General features: G+C 64.1%; 17 protein-coding genes. 9 read left to right on the top strand and 8 right to left on the bottom strand.

Features of this window, described 5'->3' with window-relative positions; translation table 11 throughout:
• Positions 1 to 22 precede the first annotated feature (22 nt).
• Both LB536_RS08710 and LB536_RS08705 read right to left on the bottom strand, forming a co-directional pair.
• Positions 23 to 1,294 carry an ABC transporter substrate-binding protein gene (locus LB536_RS08710; protein WP_224591076.1) on the bottom strand — a complete coding sequence of 424 codons (1,272 nt, stop codon included), beginning with the start codon at positions 1,292 to 1,294 and terminating at the stop codon, positions 23 to 25.
• Between the two features lie 241 nt (positions 1,295 to 1,535).
• Entirely contained in the window at positions 1,536 to 2,453 is a 918-nt protein-coding gene (locus LB536_RS08705) for an AraC family transcriptional regulator (protein WP_224591073.1), read from the bottom strand.
• A 237-nt stretch (positions 2,454 to 2,690) separates the two neighbouring features.
• Here LB536_RS08705 and LB536_RS08700 point away from each other — a divergent pair, with 237 nt between their 5' ends.
• Positions 2,691 to 4,094, top strand: a complete 1,404-nt coding sequence (locus LB536_RS08700; RefSeq protein ID WP_224591063.1) for an MATE family efflux transporter — start codon at positions 2,691 to 2,693, stop codon at positions 4,092 to 4,094.
• Positions 4,095 to 4,137: 43 nt separating this feature from the next.
• Here LB536_RS08700 and LB536_RS08695 read toward each other — a convergent pair whose 3' ends face one another.
• From LB536_RS08695 to speB, 4 genes are all read right to left on the bottom strand, one after another.
• Positions 4,138 to 4,785, bottom strand: a complete 648-nt coding sequence (locus LB536_RS08695) for an amino acid ABC transporter permease (RefSeq protein ID WP_224591061.1) — start codon at positions 4,783 to 4,785, stop codon at positions 4,138 to 4,140.
• Positions 4,782 to 5,438: an amino acid ABC transporter permease gene (locus LB536_RS08690; RefSeq protein WP_224591059.1), complete on the bottom strand. Its 657-nt coding sequence runs from the start codon at positions 5,436 to 5,438 to the stop codon at positions 4,782 to 4,784. The genes LB536_RS08695 and LB536_RS08690 overlap by 4 nt, the downstream gene beginning before the upstream one ends.
• A gap of 6 nt (positions 5,439 to 5,444) precedes the next feature.
• Complete coding sequence (locus LB536_RS08685) at positions 5,445 to 6,254, bottom strand: transporter substrate-binding domain-containing protein (RefSeq protein ID WP_224591057.1); 810 nt, start codon at positions 6,252 to 6,254, stop codon at positions 5,445 to 5,447.
• 83 nt (positions 6,255 to 6,337) lie between these two features.
• Positions 6,338 to 7,399, bottom strand: coding sequence for an agmatinase (speB, locus tag LB536_RS08680; protein WP_224591055.1), 1,062 nt, complete (start codon positions 7,397 to 7,399; stop codon positions 6,338 to 6,340).
• 209 nt (positions 7,400 to 7,608) lie between these two features.
• On the opposite strand from speB, the gene gcvA reads away from it, so the two are divergent.
• The 8 genes from gcvA (at position 7,609) to LB536_RS08640 (ending at position 16,425) form a co-directional block, all read left to right on the top strand.
• Positions 7,609 to 8,580 (top strand): transcriptional regulator GcvA, encoded by a 972-nt coding sequence (gcvA, locus tag LB536_RS08675; RefSeq protein ID WP_140812340.1) that lies wholly within the window; start codon positions 7,609 to 7,611, stop codon positions 8,578 to 8,580.
• Between the two features lie 119 nt (positions 8,581 to 8,699).
• Positions 8,700 to 10,004: a nicotinate phosphoribosyltransferase gene (gene pncB / locus LB536_RS08670; RefSeq protein ID WP_140812341.1), complete on the top strand. Its 1,305-nt coding sequence runs from the start codon at positions 8,700 to 8,702 to the stop codon at positions 10,002 to 10,004.
• Positions 10,005 to 10,185: 181 nt separating this feature from the next.
• A complete protein-coding gene (locus LB536_RS08665) occupies positions 10,186 to 11,625 on the top strand; it encodes a hypothetical protein (RefSeq protein ID WP_224591053.1) in 1,440 nt (479 codons plus the stop codon).
• A 170-nt stretch (positions 11,626 to 11,795) separates the two neighbouring features.
• Positions 11,796 to 13,100, top strand: a complete 1,305-nt coding sequence (locus LB536_RS08660) for an ABC transporter substrate-binding protein (RefSeq protein WP_224591051.1) — start codon at positions 11,796 to 11,798, stop codon at positions 13,098 to 13,100.
• A gap of 43 nt (positions 13,101 to 13,143) precedes the next feature.
• On the top strand, positions 13,144 to 14,025 hold the full coding sequence (locus LB536_RS08655) for a branched-chain amino acid ABC transporter permease (protein ID WP_224591041.1): 882 nt from the start codon (positions 13,144 to 13,146) through the stop codon (positions 14,023 to 14,025).
• Positions 14,022 to 14,984 carry a branched-chain amino acid ABC transporter permease gene (locus tag LB536_RS08650; RefSeq protein WP_224591039.1) on the top strand — a complete coding sequence of 321 codons (963 nt, stop codon included), beginning with the start codon at positions 14,022 to 14,024 and terminating at the stop codon, positions 14,982 to 14,984. The genes LB536_RS08655 and LB536_RS08650 overlap by 4 nt, the downstream gene beginning before the upstream one ends.
• The gene (locus LB536_RS08645) at positions 14,981 to 15,706 is read left to right on the top strand and encodes an ABC transporter ATP-binding protein (protein WP_224591037.1); all 726 of its coding nucleotides are present in this window, start codon (positions 14,981 to 14,983) and stop codon (positions 15,704 to 15,706) included. The genes LB536_RS08650 and LB536_RS08645 overlap by 4 nt, the downstream gene beginning before the upstream one ends.
• The gene (locus LB536_RS08640; protein WP_224591035.1) at positions 15,703 to 16,425 is read left to right on the top strand and encodes an ABC transporter ATP-binding protein; all 723 of its coding nucleotides are present in this window, start codon (positions 15,703 to 15,705) and stop codon (positions 16,423 to 16,425) included. Before LB536_RS08645 ends, LB536_RS08640 begins: the two co-directional genes overlap by 4 nt.
• Before the next feature lie 84 nt (positions 16,426 to 16,509).
• Here the strand turns inward: LB536_RS08640 and LB536_RS08635 are convergent, their stop codons facing one another.
• Both LB536_RS08635 and pncA read right to left on the bottom strand, forming a co-directional pair.
• Entirely contained in the window at positions 16,510 to 17,934 is a 1,425-nt protein-coding gene (locus tag LB536_RS08635; protein ID WP_224591033.1) for a sodium:proton antiporter, read from the bottom strand.
• A 28-nt stretch (positions 17,935 to 17,962) separates the two neighbouring features.
• Positions 17,963 to 18,577, bottom strand: a complete 615-nt coding sequence (pncA, locus tag LB536_RS08630) for a bifunctional nicotinamidase/pyrazinamidase (protein WP_140812350.1) — start codon at positions 18,575 to 18,577, stop codon at positions 17,963 to 17,965.
• Positions 18,578 to 18,905 lie beyond the last annotated feature (328 nt).

Raw genomic sequence — 18,905 nt, 5'->3', positions numbered from 1 at the left:
GTGCGCCGCAAGAGGGAGGTGCCTATTTCTTCACCAGCCCGTTGGCATAGGCCTCGAGCTCGTTGAGGCTGCCCTTGACGTCGGTGCGTGTGCCGGCAATCAGTTCCTCGAGGATGATGCCCCAGCGGTCGCCGAGGTCCGGCCAGCGCGGATCCTGCCAGAAGTTCACCGCCGTGACCTTGCCGGTATCGGCAAGCGCCTGGCCGAGATCGGCGCCGTAGATGTCGGCGAATTCCTTGCTGGACAGGACGCTGGTGCGGTTCAGCTCGCCGAACTGGTGGGCGTCGAGCCGGCGCTTCTCGTTTTCCTTCGACGTTGCCCAGGCTATGAACAGGCCGGCGCATTTCTTCGAAGCGTCGTCGGCATTGGCTTTCGCCGCTATGGCGAGGCCATGGCCGTAACCGCCGCCGGTCAGCGGCGAGGGCGGCGGCAGGAAGCCGATCTTGCCGACCACCTGCGAGGTCTTCGGGTCGACCGCCATGCCCGAAAGCGGCGTCGATTCGACAAGGATCGCCACCTGGCCCGACAGGAAGGCGCCGGTCGACTCATCCCAGCTGCCGGTCTGCGTGCCGGGCGCCGAATCCTTGAACAGCCTCAGATAGGTTTCGGTCGCCTTGACGGCGGCGTCCGAGTTGAAGGCCGGCTTGTCGCCGTCGAACCACTTGCCGCCATAGGCCTTGAAGAACGGCATCCAGCGCCAGACATTGGCGCCCGAGCCGCGCGCGCCGCGCAGCGCGATGCCGTACATGCCCTTGTCGGCGTTGGTCAGCTTCGGCACGTCGGCGATCAGCTCGTCAAGCGTCTTGGGCGGCTGGATGCCGGCGGCCTCCAGCACGTCCTTGCGGTAGACCATCAGGTCGCCGCCGCCGGTCAGCGGCGCGAACCAGACCTTGCCGTCATAGGTGGCGACCTTCTGGCGGCCCGGATCGAAGTCGGCATAGTCATAGTCAGCCGGATAATAATCGGTCAGCGGCACGATCCACTTCGACGAGGCGAAAAGCGCCACATTCGCTTCATCGACATAGTAGACGTTGTAGTTGCCGACGGTGGACGCGTCGGCGCGCGACTTGGCGCGGCGGTCGTTCTCGTTCAGATAATCGATCTTGAAGCTCGCGCCGGAGAGCTTCTCGAACTCGGCCTTGGAGTCTTCCAGAAGCGTCAGGCCGTCGCGTGGCTGCGCCAGCACCTTGACCGGTGCCGAGCAGACCGGCGCCTGCGCCAGGGCTAGGGTTGAAACGGTAGCGGAAAGCACGAAAGCTGCGCCAAGGCTGGCAGCGAGCCGAACTGGTTTCATGATTTTTTCTCCTCCAGGAATACGTCGCAGGCAGCGCAGGTCCTCGGGTTGCGCGATCCTCACCATCGCCCGAACGACATGCCACCCATCGCCAAAATGCGCAGTTGCGATGGGCCAAGCTAGAAGCCCCGTTGCAGCAGACCTGTACTTTTATGCATTGTGCAGCGCAAAAACCGGCGTACCCGTACGGAGCACGTCACACGAGTATCGATCGGGTCCAAAACGGTGATTCAGGATGCGCTTATGCGCGCATCGCCAGACGCTGACGCGACAGCTTGCGATAGGATGACGGCGTCATCTTGTGCTTGCGCAGGAAGGCGCGGTTGAAGTTGGAGATGTTCATGTAGCCGACCTGAAAACAGATGTCGGTGATCGGGACATCGGTGTCTGCCAGGAGCTTGCACGCCTGCCACAGCCTGAGCTTGGCAAGATGGTCGCTGAAGGAATTGCCTGTGTTCTTCTGGAAGAAGCGCGAGAAGGTGCTTTCGCTCATGCCGGCCAGGTCGGCCACATCAGGCAGCTTCAGATCTTCGGCGAAATGCTGGAACAGATAGGTCAGCGTGCGCTGGATGATGTCGAGCGAGGCGGCGTCGAGAACCGGCTGGAAGTCCGGCGATGACAGAAGCTCATACTCGTCGGTCCGGGCCAGCAGATCCACCAGTTCGAGGAACAGGCAGAACCGGGCCAACCCTTGCACCGTGCCCATCTGCTCCATCAGTGCGGCACCGTCGAGAGCCGCTCGGCCATGGAAGACGATGCCGCGCAGCGACCGCTCCAGGAACGGCTCCAGTTCGCGCAGTTCGGGCAGCATGTCAGCTGATCCGCGCAGCCGGTCGGCATCGAATTGCAGCACGATGTCACGACCCTCGATCAACTCACCGGGCTGCACCGCGGTGACCCAGTCATGCGGCAGGCCGCCGCCGACGATGGTGAGGTAGCCCGGCCCGAACTCGCCGATATGGTCGCCGACCAGAACCACGCCGGAGGACTTCCGCAAGAGATGGATCTCGTATTCCGGGTGGAAGTTCCAGACGTTGCGCTCCCAGGGATAGTCGTCGAGGCGCCACAGGAAACTGTCGCTCGCCTCGGTTACGATATGCTCGAAGGAAGGCGCCGTGCGCGGGATCGCTGCCGTGTTCTTTCTGCGTCTGAACGCCATCCTGCCTCCCACATCTGCCGGTTGCCGATGTCTGATCCGTAGCAGTCCCTGGCCGGCAAGGGAACGAGGCGGAGATTCCCGGGGCAATGGCGCTGGCTCAATCTGTTCCGGCGCCTCCTCCCTTGCCTTCATGTCGCATTTCGTTCAATAGACGGCGCAAACGGCGCCATTTTGTGCCATTGCTGTGTGCGGCTTCCGGGTGTGGCCCGACGCGCCGTGTTCTGAAAGAGCAGGACAATGTCTGCGATCGAAGCCGGCGCTCGCGCGCCGGAAAATCTTTGGCGTCGGGAAATCAGGGCGACATTGGCGCTGGCCTGGCCGATGGTGCTGACCAATCTCGGCCAGACGGCGATGACCGCCACCGACGTCATGATGATGGGACGCCTCGGCGCGGACACGCTGGCCAGCGGCGCGCTTGGCGCCAACCTTTATTTCATGCCGCTGATCTTCGGCCTCGGCCTGATGCTGGCGACCTCGCCGATGATCGCCACCGAACTTGGCCGCCGCCGCCATTCCGTGCGCGATCTGCGCCGCACCGTGCGCCAGGGCCTGTGGCTGGCGATCCTGATCGCGATTCCGATCTGGCTCGTGCTTTGGCACGGCGAGGCCATTCTGCTGGCCATGGGCCAGGAGCCCGCGCTGGCGCGTCAGGCCGGCATCTACCTGCGCTGGCTGGAATGGGCGGTGCTGCCCTTCTACGGCTATATCGTGCTGCGTTCGTTCATCTCGGCGCTGGAGCGGCCGGGCTGGGCGCTGATCATCGTTTTCGTCGCCGTCGCCTGCAACGCCTTCTTCAACTGGCTGTTCATGTTCGGCAATCTCGGTGTTCCCGCCATGGGCATCGCAGGCTCCGGTCTTGCCACCACGCTGTCCAGCACACTGATGTTCGTCGGCATGGCCGTCGTGGTGATGCTGGAGAAGAAATTCCGGCGCTACCATCTGTTCGGCCGCTTCTGGCGTTCCGACTGGCCGCGCTTCAAGGGACTGCTGCGGCTCGGCCTGCCGATCGCCGGCATCCTTGCCTTCGAGGTGACGATCTTCAACGCCGCCGCCCTGCTGATGGGCCTGATCGACGCCGATTCGCTGGCCGCGCACGCCATCGCCATCCAGATCGCCTCGATCTCCTTCATGGTGCCGCTCGGCCTCAACCAGGCGGTGACGGTGCGCGTCGGGCTGGCGCATGGCGCCGGCAATCCCGAGGGCGTGTCGCGTGCCGGCTGGACGGCCTTCGTCATCGGCGTCTCGTTCATGGCGCTGATGGGCCTGGTGATGGTGCTTTGGCCCCATCTCCTGATCAGCGCCTTCATCGATCTGGGCAATCCCGCCAATGCCAGGGTGATCGCGCTTGCCGTGTCGTTCCTGGTGTTTGCCGCCCTGTTCCAGGTCTTCGACGGCGCGCAGGCGGTTGCCTCCGGCATGCTGCGCGGCCTGCACGACACCAAGGTGCCGATGATCTATGCCGCGATCGGCTACTGGGGCGTCGGCCTGCCGCTCGGCGTGCTGCTCGCCTTCCATTTCGGCTTCCATGGCGTCGGCATCTGGATCGGCCTGTCCAGCGGGCTGGCCGTGGTGGCGGCCCTGCTTCTGGCCCGCTGGCTACGCCGCGACCGCATCGCGCCGTCGCTGGCGTTCGGACACTGAAAAACACGGCGGCTGTTAGCCCGGTGGCCGTCCTTGTTGGCTGTCAGTGCCCCGCCGCCTGCTTCTCCAGCCGCCGCGCATATTGCGTCAGCGGAAAACACAGGACGAAGAAGATCAGCGCCACCAGCCCATAGACCTTGAACGGCTCGAAGGTCGCGTTGTTGATGGCGTTGGAGGTCCGCACCAATTCCTCGAAGCCGATGATCGAGGTCAGCGCCGTCGATTTGATCAGCTGCACCAGGAAGCCGACGGTCGGGGCGCGGGTGATCGCGAACGCCTGCGGCAGGATGATCAGCCGCAGCTCCTGCAGATAGTGCAGGCCGAGGCTGGCGCCGGCATCCCACTGGCCGAGCGGCAGCGCGTCAACCCCGCTGCGCCAGATCTCGGCGAGATAGGCGCTGGCGAAGAAGGTCAAGCCGAGCACCGCCGCCGTCCAGGGTTCGATGCGCAGGCCAAGCATCGGCAGGCCGAAGAACATCAGGAAGAGCTGCATCAGGAGCGGCGTCCCCTGGAACAGGGCGATGTAGCCGGAGGCAAGGCGCCGGCTCCATTTATTCTTGGCGATCCTGAAGAACAGCACCGCCATCCCGACCAGGGCGCCGCCGACGAAGGCAGCCAGCGACAAAAGCACCGTCCAGCGGGCGGCGAGCAGCAGGTTGCGCACGATGTCCCACAGCGTGAACTCGATCATGACACGCCAGCTCCGAGCGCGCGGCGCCCCCCTGTGACCAGAAGCCGCCGCAAGCCCATCGACATCAAGAGATAGACCAGCGTCACGACAAAATAGGTCTCGAACGAGCGAAAAGTGCGCGCCTGCAGCATGTCGGCCTCATAGGTCAGCTCGCGCACCGCGATCTGCGACACCACGGCGGATTCCAGCATCATGATGACGATCTGGCTGGTCAACGCGGGATAGATGATCTTGAGCGCCTGCGGCAGCACGATCTTGATGAACACCTGTCGCGACCGCAACCCGAGCGCCAGGGCCGCCTCCGTCTGCCCGTTCGGCACCGCGTCGAGCCCGGCGCCGACGATCTCGATGGTGTAGGCTGCCATGTTGAGCGTCATCGCCAGCATGGCGGCCAGGATCGGGTCGAGCCTGATGCCGAGGCTCGGCAGGCCGAAGAAGATGAAGAACAGCTGCACCAGGAACGGCGTGTTGCGCATCACCTCGACATACCAGGCGATGGCCCGGCGCAGCAGCGTGGGGCCGTTTCGCCGCCCAGCGGCGCCGAGGATGCTGAGCAGCGTTCCCGCCAGCGTGGTGACGGCGATCAAAAGGATCGTCGTCGCCGCGCCGTGCGCGATGTCGCCCACGGCACCTGGAAGCCAGCCGAAGGCCACGGCAACTCAATCCTTGAGGTTGTCGGGGTTGAGCGGCGTCTTCAGCCAGGCCTTCGAGCTTTCATCCAGCTTGCCGTCGGCCAGCATCTTGGCGACGGCATCGTTTACCGCCTTCTTGAGAGCATCCTCATTCTTGTTGAGGCCGATATGCGAGGGCGAGGTCAGAAGCTGGAACTTCTGCTCCGGCTTCAAAGCGTCCTGCTTGGCCAGCACCTGGGCGCCGACATCGTTGCCGACGACCATCAGCTGGGTCTGGCCGGAAATAAAGGCCTGGATCACCGAATTGTAGTTGTCGAAGCGCTTGATGTCGGCCGATGCGGGTGCTGCCTCGGTCAGCGAGGTGTCTTCCAGCGTGCCGCGATTGACGGCGATCGATTTGCCGGCAAGGTCTTCCTTGCCTTTGACCGACATCGCTGCCGGACCGATCACCGCGATGTAGTATGGCGCGTAGGCTGCGGCGAAGTCGATGACCTGCTCGCGCTCCTTGGAGTAACCGACGCTCATCAGGATGTCGACTCGGTGGTCGTTGAGGTAGGGGATGCGGTTCTGGCCGGTGACGGCGATCGGATTGAGCTTCACCTTGAGCGTGTCGGCGATGTACTGCGCGACGTCCATGTCATAGCCCTTGAGGCTCATGTCGGCGCTGGCCGAGGAGAAGGGCGGGAAATCGGCGAAGACGCCGACATTGATGGTGCCGGCCTTGGTGATATCGGCCAGTGCGTCGGCCTTGGAAGCCTGCGTGGCAAGGCCAAGACCTGCCGCGCCCAGGACCAGGACGGCGGCGATGGATGATTTGAATGTCGAGCGGATTGTCATTGTCATTCCCCTTCTGGAAGCTTTTTGATTGTTTGGGTCGGCCGCCGGCTCCAGCGCGGCGGCCGCCTTTGCTTTTCTGACCGTCAGGCTCCCTTGCCGGTGAGGGCCGGGCTGAACACCATCAGGCTCAGGATCTCGAACAGCACCTGGGCGCCGGCATGCGCGGTGTTGGTGGTCGCGTCATATTGCGGCGCCACCTCGACGACGTCGCCGCCGACAATGTTGAGGCCCTTGAGGCCGCGCAGCAATTCAAGCACCTCGCGCGTCGTCAGCCCGCCGACTTCCGGCGTGCCCGTGCCCGGCGCGAAGGCCGGGTCGACGCTGTCGATGTCGAAGGACACATAGGTCGGGCCATCGCCAACGATCTTGCGCGCCTTCTCGATGATGGCGGGGACGCCGAGCCCGGTCACCTCCTCGGCATGGACCACGGTCATCCCGGATTCGTAGGTGAACTCCCACAGATACTCGGCCGCGCCGCGAATGCCGATCTGGATGGTGCGTGTCGGATCGAGCACGCCATCGAGCACGGCGTTGCGGAACGGGCCACCGTGGTGGAATTTGGTCAGGTCGAACAGGCCGCTGGTGTCGCAATGGGCGTCGATGTGGATCAGCCCGACCGGCGTCTTCTTGCCGACCGCCTTCAGGATCGGGTGCGTGATCGAGTGGTCGCCGCCGACCGACAACGGGATGACGCCGGCGTCGACGATCTGGTTGATGCGGCGCTCGATGTCCTCATGGCTGGTCTCCAGCCTGTAGCGGCTCTGGAACGGAACGTCGCCGATGTCGGCCACCCTGAGCTCATGCGTCGGCGCGCATTCCAGCACATGGTTGTAGGGGCCGATGCGCTCGATGGCCCGCAATGCGCGCGGCCCGAAGCGCGAGCCCGGCCGGTTGGTGACGCCGAGATCCATCGGCACGCCAATGATCGCCACCTGCAGATCGCCGAAGTCCGGATTGTCCGCCGCGATTTCACGGTAGGGCGCGGTGAGGAAGGTCGGGATGCCGGAATAGGGCGCCAGCCGCGTGCCGCTCTTGGAGAAGATCTTGTCCGCGACCTTGCGGAATTTCGGGTCGAACATCTCGCCGCCATGGCTCTCGCCATATTTGCGACGCAACGCGTCGAGCTTGCCGCGATCGTATCCCATATCCGCTTCTCCTCAGCCGATGCAGCGTTGCAATTGGTGACCTCGGGCGAGCCGACCGTCATCCGGCCGGGCTGCTGTCCCGCTGGCTGTCTGCAAATTCAGGTCTTCATGTTGTCTTGGGGCAAAGTCTCCGGCAGCCGCTTTGAAAAAGCAATTGATATTGTTAGGGTGGTTTCTGTGAGAAAATCTCACAATGAAGCCGAGCATCCATGGCCAAGCGCTTGCCACCTCTCAACCCGCTGCGCGCCTTCGAGGCCACGGCGCGCCATGCCTCGCTGACCAAGGCGGCGAGTGAGCTGAATGTCACGCATGGCGCCGTCAGCCACCAGATCAAGGCGCTGGAACAATCGCTTGGCGTCAAGCTGTTCGAGCGGGTCGGCCAGCGGGTCAAGCTGACCCCACATGGCGCCGAACTTTTGCCGGCGGTATCAACGGCCTTCGACGGCATAGCCGCCGCCACGCAGCGGCTGACGCGGCCGGCAAGCAGCGGCGCGCTGTCGGTGTCCTGCGTGCCGGCGCTGCTGCTTTTGTGGATGACGCCGAGGCTCGGCAGCTTCACCGCGCAATATCCCGATATCCAGCTGACGCTCATTCCCTCCAACGACCCCAGGGATATCCGGGCGCCGCATATCGATGTCTGCGTGCACTATGGCGATGGCAGCTGGGCCGATTGCTGGATGCGCAAATGGTCGGGCCTGGAGCTGTTCCCGGTGGTCAGCCCGACGCTGATCAACAACCGGCCGATCCGCAACGTTCGCGACCTCGCCGACCATGTCCTGCTGCACGGTGACGATGGCCGCGAATGGCACACATGGCTGGCCGCCGCCGACGCGCTGGACCTGGAGCGCGGCCGTCGCCATCATCTCGGCGATGCGCGCATGACGGCGGAAGCCGCCGTCCATGGCCATGGCGTGGCGCTGGGCGATTCCGTCACGGCAAGCGCGCTGCTCGCCAGGGGCATGCTGGTCGCGCCGTTCAGCCTGTCGGTGCCGGCGGTCGATGATTTCTATGTCGTTTGCCGCAACGAAATGCGGGCGACGCCGATCGTGCAGGTGTTTATCGACTGGCTGTTCGCCGAGAAGGCCGGGGATGACAGCCGCGCCGACGCTCCGGTGGCGGGCCGCCTCGTCATCCGCCGCAAACGTCCCGCGCTCAAGGTGATGGGCGGCAAACCCTCGTAGCCGCACGCAGGACTTTCTTTTTGTCGGGCCAGCCTGAAAGCAAGCAGCGTTTTGGTCAATTCGATGCTATGAGGCCTGTCGCTATTGTGGTGGCAGGGCAGCGAAGGCGGTAACGAGACATGGCCAAGACCGATATTGCGCGGCGCGTCTATAACCACACCTGGAAGCTCGACCCGATCGTGCGCAGCCTGCTCGACACCGACTTCTACAAGCTTTTGATGCTGCAGATGATCTGGGGCATGTACCCCAAGGTCGATGCCACTTTCTCCTTGATCAACCGCACCATTCCGGTGCGGCTGGCCGACGAGATCGACGAAGGCGAGTTGCGCGAACAGCTCGACCATGCCCGCACGCTACGCTTCTCCAAGAAGGAGATGATCTGGCTGGGCGGCAACAATTTCTACGGCCGCAAGCAGATTTTCGAGCCGGAGTTCCTCGCCTGGCTGGAAGGTTTTCGGCTGCCGGAATACGAGCTGTCGAAGCGCGACGGCCAGTATGAGCTGACCTTCAGCGGCCCCTGGATGTACACGACGCTGTGGGAAATCCCGGCGCTTGCCATCATCAACGAATTGCGCTCGCGCGCCGCTTTGCGATCGTTCGGGCCCTTCGCACTCGATGTGCTCTATGCTCGCGCCAAGGCCAAGATGTGGGCTAAGACCGAACGGCTGAAGGCGCTGCCCGGCATCCGCATTTCCGATTTCGGCACTCGCCGGCGCCATTCCTTCCTGTGGCAGCGCTGGTGCGTGGAGGCACTCAAGGAAGGCGTAGGCGAGGCGTTCACCGGCACCTCCAATGTGCTGCTGGCCATGGACAATGACCTCGAAGCGCTCGGCACCAACGCGCATGAATTGCCGATGGTGTTCGCGGCACTGGCCAATTCGGAAAAAGAGCTGAAGCAGTCGCCCTACAAGGTGCTGCAGGACTGGCAGCGCTACTATGGCGGCAATCTGCTGATCGTGCTGCCCGACGCCTTCGGTACCGCTTCCTTCCTGCGTGACGCGCCGGACTGGGTCGCCGACTGGACCGGCTTCCGTCCCGACAGCGCGCCGCCCATCGAGGGCGGCGAAAAAATCCTGTCGTGGTGGCGCGAAAAGGGCAAGGACCCCAGGCAGAAGCTGCTGATCTTCTCCGACGGGCTCGAGGTCGAAACCATCGAGGAGACCTACCGCCACTTCAAGGGCAAGGTGCGCATGTCCTTCGGCTGGGGCACCAACCTGACCAATGATTTCGAAGGCTGCGCGCCGACCGAGACCAACAGCCTCGACGCCATATCGCTGGTCTGCAAGGTCACCGAGGCCAATGGAAGGCCGGCGGTCAAGCTTTCCGACAACCCGGCCAAGGCGACCGGCGATCTCAAGGAGATCGAGCGGTATTTGAGGATTTTCGGGCAGAAGGATCGCGTGGAGCAACTGGTCAAGGTTTGAGGGATGGGCGCGCGGGATGGAAAACCTGGATAGGTCGAGTTCCGTCGCGCCCCCCTCTGTCCTGCCGGACATCTCCCCCACGAGGGGGGAGATTGGACTTTGTCTCCGCCTTCGCCAATTGCCGACGTTGCAAGAAAAGCGTCGACGACACGGCCAGCCAATCTCCCCCCTCGTGGGGGAGATGTCCGGCAGGACAGAGGGGGGCGCCGTAGAACGCCACGGTCCGTCATTGGCCCTCTTGCTTGCCGCCGTATGGTTCGTCTCCCCCACGCCCGCCTTCGCGCACGCCTCCGACCGCGGCCACGTCCTCCTGCTCCCCACCGGCTACTATCTCATCGGCGGCGCCTTCGCCGTAGCCGCCAGTTTCCTCGTGCTGGCGCTGCTGCCGGCGGATTGGATTGACCGTTTCTGGCGCCGCCGCCTGCCGCTATTCGCCTTCCGCGACGCCACCCGAACCACCGTCAGCCTGATCTCCTTTGCCGGCTTTGCAATTCTCGTCGCCGCCGGCTTCCTCGGCAGCCGCGATCCCCTCTCCAACCCGCTGCCACTGGTGATCTGGACGCTGCTATGGGCCGGACTGACGCTGCTGCAAGGCGTATTCGGCGATCTCTGGGCGTGGCTCAACCCCTGGTACGGGCCATGGCGGCTGCTGTCACGGCTAAGCGGCAGAGGCGACGAGGCGGCCTGGCAACTTCCGCAGTCGCTTGGCCGCTGGCCGGCCGTCGTCATGTTCATCGCCTTTGCCTGGTTCGAACTCGTCTATCCAGCTCCTGACGATCCGGCACGGCTTGCATGGGTCGCCGGCCTCTATTGGCTGTTCACATTGATGGCCATGCTGGTGTTCGGCTACGACAAATGGGGCCGCAGCGGTGAATTCCTCGGCATCTTCTTTTCGATGGTGGCGCGCTTCGCGCCGGTCGAGCGCGGCGACAAAGGCCGTCTTGCGCTGTGCTGGCCGGGCGCCAAGCTGCTCACGGCCGAGCCTTTGCCGGCCAGCGGCATCGCCTTCCTGCTGCTCGCTCTGTCCTCGGTCTCCTTCGACGGCTTGTCGAAGACCTTCTTCTGGCTCGGCCTGTTCGGCATCAATCCACTGGAATTTCCCGGCCGTTCGGCGGTGATCGGCAGCGGCAGCCTTGGCCTTGTCCTGACATTCGTGCTGCTCGCGGCAGTGTTCCTGCTTGCCGTGGTCCTCGGCCAGCGCCTTGCCGGCAGCGACCAGCCGCTCGCCCAGGCGGCGGGTCTGCTGGTGTGGTCGATCGTGCCGATCGCGCTCGCCTATCATGTCGCGCACTATCTGACGGCGCTGCTGGTCGACGGCCAATATGCCTTGGCCGCCCTGTCCGACCCCTTCGCACTGGGCTGGAATCTGTTCGGCACCGCCGACATCCAGGTCGAAGCCGGCATCGTTGCCGGCGCGGCGTCGGCGTGGTGGCTGTGGAACATCCAGGCCGGCGCCATCATCCTTGGCCATGTCCTCGCGGTTCTCGTCGCCCACGGCTTTGCCTGGCGCCTGCACCCGCAGCCGGCCCGCGCCGCGCTCAGCCAGTTTCCGCTCACCGTCTTGATGATCGCCTACACCATTTTCGGCCTTTGGCTGCTTGCCACGCCGACAGTCGGATGAGACAAGCTGTCCGCGTGGGCCATCCGGGTGAGCCATGCCCCGGCGGAAAGCTCGCTTGCCAGGTCAGGCCTTTGGTGATTTAGTTTGTACACATGCAATTTTGCATCCTCTTGCCGAGGATGTTCGAGCCGCCTTATCGTTGGTCAAAACACAAAAACAGGGGAACGAACGTGACTGACAAGAACGGATTTTTCGACCTCTCCAAAACCACGCTTACCCGCCGCACGGCGCTAAAGGGTCTGGCCGCCGGCGCCGGCGTCGCCATGGCGCCCGGCTTCGTCCGCTATTCCCAGGCGCAAAGCTCCGCGCCGATCAAGATCGGTTTCCAGTCGCACCGCACCGGCATTGGTGCTGCCTATGGCCGCTGGTACGAGAAGACCACCGCCGCCGCGATCAAGGCGATCAACGCCGCCGGCGGCATCAATGGCCGTCAGGTCGAGGTTATCATCGAGGATGACGGCACCGATCCCGGCCGCGGCGCCGAAGTGGTCGGCAAGTTCGCCACCCAGCACAAGACCGACATCGTCTTCGGCACGCTGTTCTCGCATGTCGTCATCGGCTCGGCGCCTGCCGCCGGCGAAAACAAGATGCCCTACTTCGTCGTCAGCGAAGGTCACCACGTCGCCTCGACCAAGCTCAACCGCTACGTCTTCCAACCCGGCATCACCGACGTGAAGAGCCAGATCCAGTCGATGGCGCCGTGGATCGCGGCCAATGCCGGCAAGAAGGTGACGCAGATCTTCCCCGATTTCGCCTTCGGCTACGACCATCGCGACTACCTGCCCCCGGCGCTGAAGGCGCAAGGCGCCGAGGTGATCGCGCAGATCGCCATCCCGCCGACGGAGAGTTCCTTCACCAAATACTTCCCGCAGATCCCTGCCGAGACCGAGGTCATCTACCACGTCATGGTCGGCCCCGCGGTGCTCACCTTCGTCAAGGAACTCGGCGAGTTCTACGGCTCCAACCGGCCGCAGCTCTTCGGCTTCATCGATTCGCTCGAGGCCGTCGACATCAACAGCCCCGGCCTCGAATTCCTCGACGGAAGCCATTTCTGGGAAGGCTCGCCGCGCTACGCCCAGCCCGATGACACCGAAGCGCAGAAAGCCTATCGCGCCGCCGTCGGCATCGACGACAATGGCGCCGCCGTCGGCGACCCCAAGGACGTCTCCACCGCCGCGCACATGTTCGGCTGCTGGGAAACGCTCTACGTCGTCAAGAAGGCGATGGAGGACGCTGGCTACAAGGGGCCGGAAGATCGCGCCAAGCTGGTCGAGGCGACCGAGGCGCTGAAGGAATTCGCCGAAGGGCCGGAGCATCCGCAGGGGCCGAAAACCTTCAACGGCAAGATCCACCAGTGCTTTGGCATCCAGAACATCTCCAAGGTCGAAGGCGGCAAGCTCAAGGTCGTCCACAAGACCAAGATCGAGGACGGGCTTTACGAGGCCGAAGGGGATTACACGACGCAGGCGCTCTAGGCTCATTCCAGCAAGGGTGCCTCGCGCATCCGCTGGTGCATAGATGCACTTCGGCCCTCACCTCCTCCTCGCCGCCCTCGAAGGCCTCGTCACCTCGGCCGTGCTGGCGCTGACCGCGCTTGGCCTGTCGCTGGTGTTCGGCGTGATGCGTGTCGTCAACGTCGCGCATGGCGAGTTCTTCATGCTGGGCGCCGTACTTGCCTGGGCGATCACATCGGCAGTCGGCGGCCACCCGGCCCTGGGCTTCCTGGCGGCGCTGGTGATCGCGCCGCTGATCGTCGGCGCCATCGCGCTGGTCGCCGAACGGCTGGTGCTGCGCCGGCTCAACTACAATCCGGAAGCCACCATCGTCGCCACCATCGGCATGCTCTACATCATCCAGCAGCTGGCGCTGACTTTCTATGGTCCCGAAGCGCGGCCGGTCGAGCCGCCGTTCAGCTACCGCATCCTTTTGCCGTGGTTCGGCTATTCCGGCTACAAGCTGTCTGTTATCGCCGCCTCCGCTCTCCTGCTGATCGCGACATGGCTGGTGCTGACGCGCACGAAAATTGGTCTCATCATGCGCGCCACGCAGTATGACAGCGAGACGGCGCAAGCCTTCGGCATCCCGGTCGGCCGCGTCTATGGCGGCGTCTTCGCGCTCGGCGCCATGCTGGCGGCGATTGCCGCGGTGCTGATCGTGCCGATCAGCCAGGCGCATTACCTGATGGGGCAGGATCCGCTGCTCTTGTCCTTCATTGTCGTCATCATCGGCGGCCTCGGCTCGCTGCGCGGCACCGTCGTCGCCGCCGTGCTGATCGGCCTGTCCGACGGCATCATCTCGATGTTCTTCTCGCCGACGCTGGCCAAGATCATCGCCACCCTGCTGGTCGCCATGGTGCTGGTGTTCCGGCCGCAAGGCCTGTTCGGGACGGCGTCGCGATGAGCGAAGCTTCGCCGGCAAAGGCCTATGCACTGCATCTCGGCGTCATCGCCCTGCTCTTCGTGCTGAGCTTGCTGCTGCCGGACTATTATCACGGTCTGCTCGCCCGCATCATGGTGCTGGCGGTCTTCGCCATGGGCTACAACATGCTGTTCGGCTATGTCGGCCTGCTCAGCCTCGGCCATGCCATGTTCTTCGGCGCCGGGCTTTATGGCGCCGGGCTCGCCGTCATCCAGCTCGGCTGGAGCGTGCCGGCGGCGTTCGCCGCTGGTCTCGGCTGCGGAGTGGTTCTTTCGCTGATCATCGGCCTCCTGGCGCTGCGCACCACGGGTGTCGCCTTCATGATCGTCACTATGATGTTCGCCCAGGTGTTTTATCTCGCCATCCTCTATTTCGCGGCCTGGACCGGGGGTGATCAGGGCATGGTCGTGCCGCAGCCGGCGCGTGTCCTCACTTTCGGCGCGACCTCGCTCGACCTCACCAACCCGACCGTGCGCTACATGACGGCGCTCGGCTTGTTCTCTCTCGTGCTGCTGATCACGCTCGCCGTCGTCCGTTCCAGACATGGCCGCGTGCTGGTCGCAATCAGGGAGAACGAGGAACGGACGAAGATGCTGGGCTACGACACCTTCTCCAACAAGCTCGCCGCCGTCGTCGTCTCCGGCGCGATCTGTGCGGCGTCCGGCGCCGCCTACGCGCTGCTGTTCGGCTATGTCGGCTCGAGCTTCGCCTCGGTGCAGTATTCGATCCTGCCGCTGCTGTGGGTGCTGCTCGGGGGTGCGGCGACAACGCTCGGGCCGCTGATCGGCACGCTGTTCATGTACTATGTCATCGACGTCACCAGCGGCTACACATCGGCTTATCTGCTGATCGTCGGCATCGCACTGATCCTGCTGGTGCTGTTCTTCCCGAAGGGCATTCTCGGCAGCATCCGCCAACGCTGGCTCGGGTGGCTGCCATGACGCCGCTGCTGACCACCAAGGCCCTGTCGCGCAATTTCGGTGGCCTGCGCGCCGTCGACAATGTCGACTTCACCTTGATGCCCGGAGAAATCCGCGCCGTCATCGGCCCCAACGGCGCGGGCAAGACCACTTTCGTCAGCCTGGTCAGCGGCCGCATCCGGCCCTCTTCGGGAGCAATCCTCTTCGACGGCGCCGACATCACCGGCCTGCCGGCCTATGTCAGGGTTCGCCGGGGTATTGCCTACACCTTCCAGATCACCAGCGTCTTCGCCAACCTCAGCGCCTATGACAATGTCGCGCTGCCGGTGCAGCGCACGCTGGGCGACGGCCGCTCGAAGGGTGCTGTGCGTGCCGGCGTCATGTCGGCGCTTGAACGCACCGGGCTGGCTGATCGCGCCCACATGCCGGCCGGGCAATTGTCCTACGGCCATCAGCGATTGCTGGAAGTGGCGATGGGCCTGGCGCTGAAGCCGCGCCTGCTGATCCTCGACGAGCCGACGCAAGGCCTGGCCGATAGCGAGATCGACAATTTCATCGAGGTCGTGCGCGACATCGCAGGGAACGCCACCGTGCTGCTGATCGAGCACAACATGCCGGTCGTCATGCAGCTCGCGCACCGCATCACCGTCCTCAACGCCGGCAGGATCCTCGCCGAGGGTGCGCCCGAAGCCATCCGTGAGAACGCCGCGGTGCAGGAAGCCTATCTGGGGACCGCCCCATGACGGAGACGAGCAAGACCGATGCACTGGTGATCTCGGGGCTGGATTGCTTCCATGGCGAAGTCCAGGTGCTCTACGGCCTCGATCTCGTGCTGAACAAGGGCGAGGTGCTGTGCCTGTTCGGCCGCAACGGCGCCGGCAAGACGACGACGCTGAAAGCGATCATGGGCCTGGTTCCGGCCAGTGCCGGCTCGATCAGGCTCGCTGGCCGGGAATTGACCGGCCTGCCGGCGCATGAAGTGCCGAAAGCCGGCGTCGCCTATGTGCCGCAGGGAAGGCGATTGTTCGCCGAGATGACGGTGGCCGAAAATATCGAGATCGGGCTGATGGCGCGCGGCAAGGACAAGGCGACACGCGAGAACGTCCTCGATCTCTTCCCGCTGCTGCGCCAGCGGCTGAGGCAGCGCTCGGGCACCTTGTCCGGAGGCGAACAGCAGATGCTGGCGATGGCGCGGGCGCTCTGCCTCGAGCCGCAGGTGCTTTTGCTCGATGAGCCGACCGAAGGGCTGATGCCGTCGATGATCGCCAAGATCCGCGAGACGGTGTCGAAGCTGCGCGAGATGGGTGTCTCCACCATCCTGGTCGAGCAGCGGGTCGATGCCGTGCTGTCGGTTGCCGATCGTGTCTGCTTCATCGAAAACGGCCGCAACCGCGAGACGGTCGATGTCGAGGCCCTGCGCGCCGACCCGTCGGCGGTCCGGCGCTATGTCGGCGTCGGCTGACGAGAGCAATTCCAGGAAAAGGGTGTAGCGGTTTTCCCGGGAAAAGCGCGTAGCGCTTTCCCTTGGGAATTGCGTCGAATGAGCTTAGCGGAAAAACAGAAAACCCGCGATCAGGAAGGTCGGGATCAGCACCAGCCCGGACCACAGCATATAGCCGAAGAAGCCCGGCATCTTGACGCCGCGATGTCTGGCAATGGCATAGACCATGAAGTTGGGTGCGTTGCCGACATAGGTGTTGGCGCCCATGAACACGGCGCCCGCCGAGATCGCGGCGAGCGTCGAGGCGAACTCCGTCATCAGGTGCTGAGGATCGCCGCCCGCCAGCTCGAAAAACACCAGATAGGTCGGCGCATTGTCGAGGAAGGACGACAGCGCCCCGGTCAGCCAGAAATAGGCGAGGTCGTTGGGCGTGCCTTGTGCCGACGTGACGAGCGCGACCAGCGGCGCCAGCGCGCCGTCATGGCCGGCTCTCAAAATGGCGACCACCGGAACGATGCATATGAAGATGCCGGCGAACAATTTGGCCACTTCCGCGATCGGACCCCAATTGAAACCGTTCGCTTGGCGGTGGCTCTTGTACGAGAGGGGAAGCGATAGCAGGGCCAGCGCGAGAATGACCGCGTCGCGTACCAGGTTCTGCAGCTCGAGACCGACGCCGAACACGGAAAAGCTCACGCCCGGCTTCCAGGCCGCCGACAGCAGGATGGCGCCGATCACACCGACCAGCAGCGGAAGGTTGGCCAGGCCGCGCAGACGCACTTTCGTATCCGGTGTTGGATCCTTGATCTTCGGCGCGCCGGCCTCGCGCCGGTGCAGGATGAGGTCGATCGCCAGGAACACCGCCAGCACGACGACGCCGACGAACAGCGTCTCCCGGTAGAGGTTGGTGGTCGTCCAGAAGAAATCGACGCCGCGCAGGAAGCCGACGAACAGCGGCGGGTCGCCGAGCGGCGTCAGCGAGCCGCCAATGTTGGATACCAGGAAAATGAAGAAGATGACGACATGGCCATTGAAAGGCCTGTTGTCGTTGGCGCGCAGGATCGGCCGGATCAGGATCATCGAGGCGCCCGTCGTGCCGATCACCGAGGCAAGCAGCGCCCCGACCGCCAGCAGTCCGGCATTGACCAGCGGTGTGCCGTGGATGTTGCCGGCAAGCAGGATGCCGCCCGAAATCGTGTAGAGCGCAAACAGCAGGACAATGAACGACATGTATTCGGTGAGCAGCGCGTGCAGCACCGCCTCGGTTGCCGCCGGGGCGCCGAAGGCGACCGCGAGCGGCACGATCACCAGCGCCGCCCACAAGGCCGCGATCTTGCCGTAGTGATGTTCCCAGACATGGTGGAACAGCAGCGGACCGGTCGCGATCGACAGGAGCAGCCCGGCAAAAGGCAGCGCCCACCAGAGCGACATCGTGGCGCCAGGCAGGCCGTGTTCGTCGGCCGCGAAGGCCGACACCGGAAACAGCATCGCGACGACGATCGCACCGGCCGCCCCGATCGCCATCGGCATGGATCCCCTTCTGCCCCCCACGGTGCGGTCAGCCCGAAGTGTGATCTTCGAGCGTCACGCCGGCATCGCGCATTTTCGCCAGCATTGTCTCGAGCGATCCGTTGAGATCGATGCCACGGCAGGCATCGAGCCTGACCGTGGTGCTAAAACCCTGTTTGACCGCATCCAGCGCCGAGAAGGCGACACAGAAATCGGTCGCTAGGCCGACCAGGGTCAGCGTGTCGATGCCGCGCTCACGGAGATAGCCGGCGAGCCCGGTGGGCGTCGCGTGATCGTTCTCGAAGAAGGCGGAGTAGCTGTCGATGGCTGGACGAAATCCCTTGCGTATGACGAGTTCGGCCTTGGTCCAGGCAAGGCCGGAATGGAAATCCGAGCCGAGACTGCCCTGAATGCAATGATCCGGCCACAGCGTCTGCGGACCATAGAGCATCTCGATCGTCGAAAAAGGCTGCGCGCCGGGATGGCTGGAGGCAAAGCTGGAATGGCCGGCGGGGTGCCAGTCCTGCGTCAGCACGACATGGTCGGTTCGCCGGATCATGTCATTGACCAGCGGCACGATCTCGTCGCCGCCGGCAACGGCCAGCGCGCCGCCCGGGCAAAAATCGTTCTGCAGGTCGATGACAACGAGCGCTTCGTCGGCCATGGGGTTTCCTTCCTGTCAGGCTAGGGCTCGGGTTCCGAACGAGGGACCGGGCGAAAGAAAAAGCCGCTGGCGCGACCGGAGGGAGAAACTTGACCAGATGGCGGGCCGCGTCAACCTCCAGCGGCATAACAAATGCGTGGCGATGCCAGCCACACGGGCGCCGCCGCAAACTCTGGCTTTGACAATTTCCGCCGTCTTGATATCATTTGCATACGAATGAATTTGCCGGATTGAAACCGGCAAGATATCCCCGGGAGCAAGCGCCTTGGGAGGGCCGATTTCCGGGAAGGCCCATTTTGTTGGGAAGGCCCACCTTAATTGGGAAGGA

The sequence above is a fragment of the Mesorhizobium sp. ES1-3 genome (assembly GCF_020164795.1).
In the GTDB taxonomy this organism is placed as follows: Bacteria; Pseudomonadota; Alphaproteobacteria; order Rhizobiales; family Rhizobiaceae; genus Mesorhizobium.
This window is presented reverse-complemented; position numbering and strand designations above follow the sequence as displayed.

Coding starts and splice junctions, on each gene's coding strand:
- LB536_RS08655 (WP_224591041.1), top strand. CDS start 13,144: ATGCACTTCGGCCCTCACCTCCTCCTCGCCGCCCTCGAAGGCCTCGTC.
- speB (WP_224591055.1), bottom strand. CDS start 7,399: ATGGGATACGATCGCGGCAAGCTCGACGCGTTGCGTCGCAAATATGGC.
- LB536_RS08705 (WP_224591073.1), bottom strand. CDS start 2,453: ATGGCGTTCAGACGCAGAAAGAACACGGCAGCGATCCCGCGCACGGCG.
- LB536_RS08635 (WP_224591033.1), bottom strand. CDS start 17,934: ATGCCGATGGCGATCGGGGCGGCCGGTGCGATCGTCGTCGCGATGCTG.
- pncA (WP_140812350.1), bottom strand. CDS start 18,577: ATGGCCGACGAAGCGCTCGTTGTCATCGACCTGCAGAACGATTTTTGC.
- LB536_RS08700 (WP_224591063.1), top strand. CDS start 2,691: ATGTCTGCGATCGAAGCCGGCGCTCGCGCGCCGGAAAATCTTTGGCGT.
- LB536_RS08695 (WP_224591061.1), bottom strand. CDS start 4,785: ATGATCGAGTTCACGCTGTGGGACATCGTGCGCAACCTGCTGCTCGCC.
- LB536_RS08685 (WP_224591057.1), bottom strand. CDS start 6,254: ATGACAATCCGCTCGACATTCAAATCATCCATCGCCGCCGTCCTGGTC.
- LB536_RS08645 (WP_224591037.1), top strand. CDS start 14,981: ATGACGCCGCTGCTGACCACCAAGGCCCTGTCGCGCAATTTCGGTGGC.
- LB536_RS08710 (WP_224591076.1), bottom strand. CDS start 1,294: ATGAAACCAGTTCGGCTCGCTGCCAGCCTTGGCGCAGCTTTCGTGCTT.
- pncB (WP_140812341.1), top strand. CDS start 8,700: ATGGCCAAGACCGATATTGCGCGGCGCGTCTATAACCACACCTGGAAG.
- LB536_RS08650 (WP_224591039.1), top strand. CDS start 14,022: ATGAGCGAAGCTTCGCCGGCAAAGGCCTATGCACTGCATCTCGGCGTC.
- gcvA (WP_140812340.1), top strand. CDS start 7,609: ATGGCCAAGCGCTTGCCACCTCTCAACCCGCTGCGCGCCTTCGAGGCC.
- LB536_RS08640 (WP_224591035.1), top strand. CDS start 15,703: ATGACGGAGACGAGCAAGACCGATGCACTGGTGATCTCGGGGCTGGAT.
- LB536_RS08665 (WP_224591053.1), top strand. CDS start 10,186: ATGTCCGGCAGGACAGAGGGGGGCGCCGTAGAACGCCACGGTCCGTCA.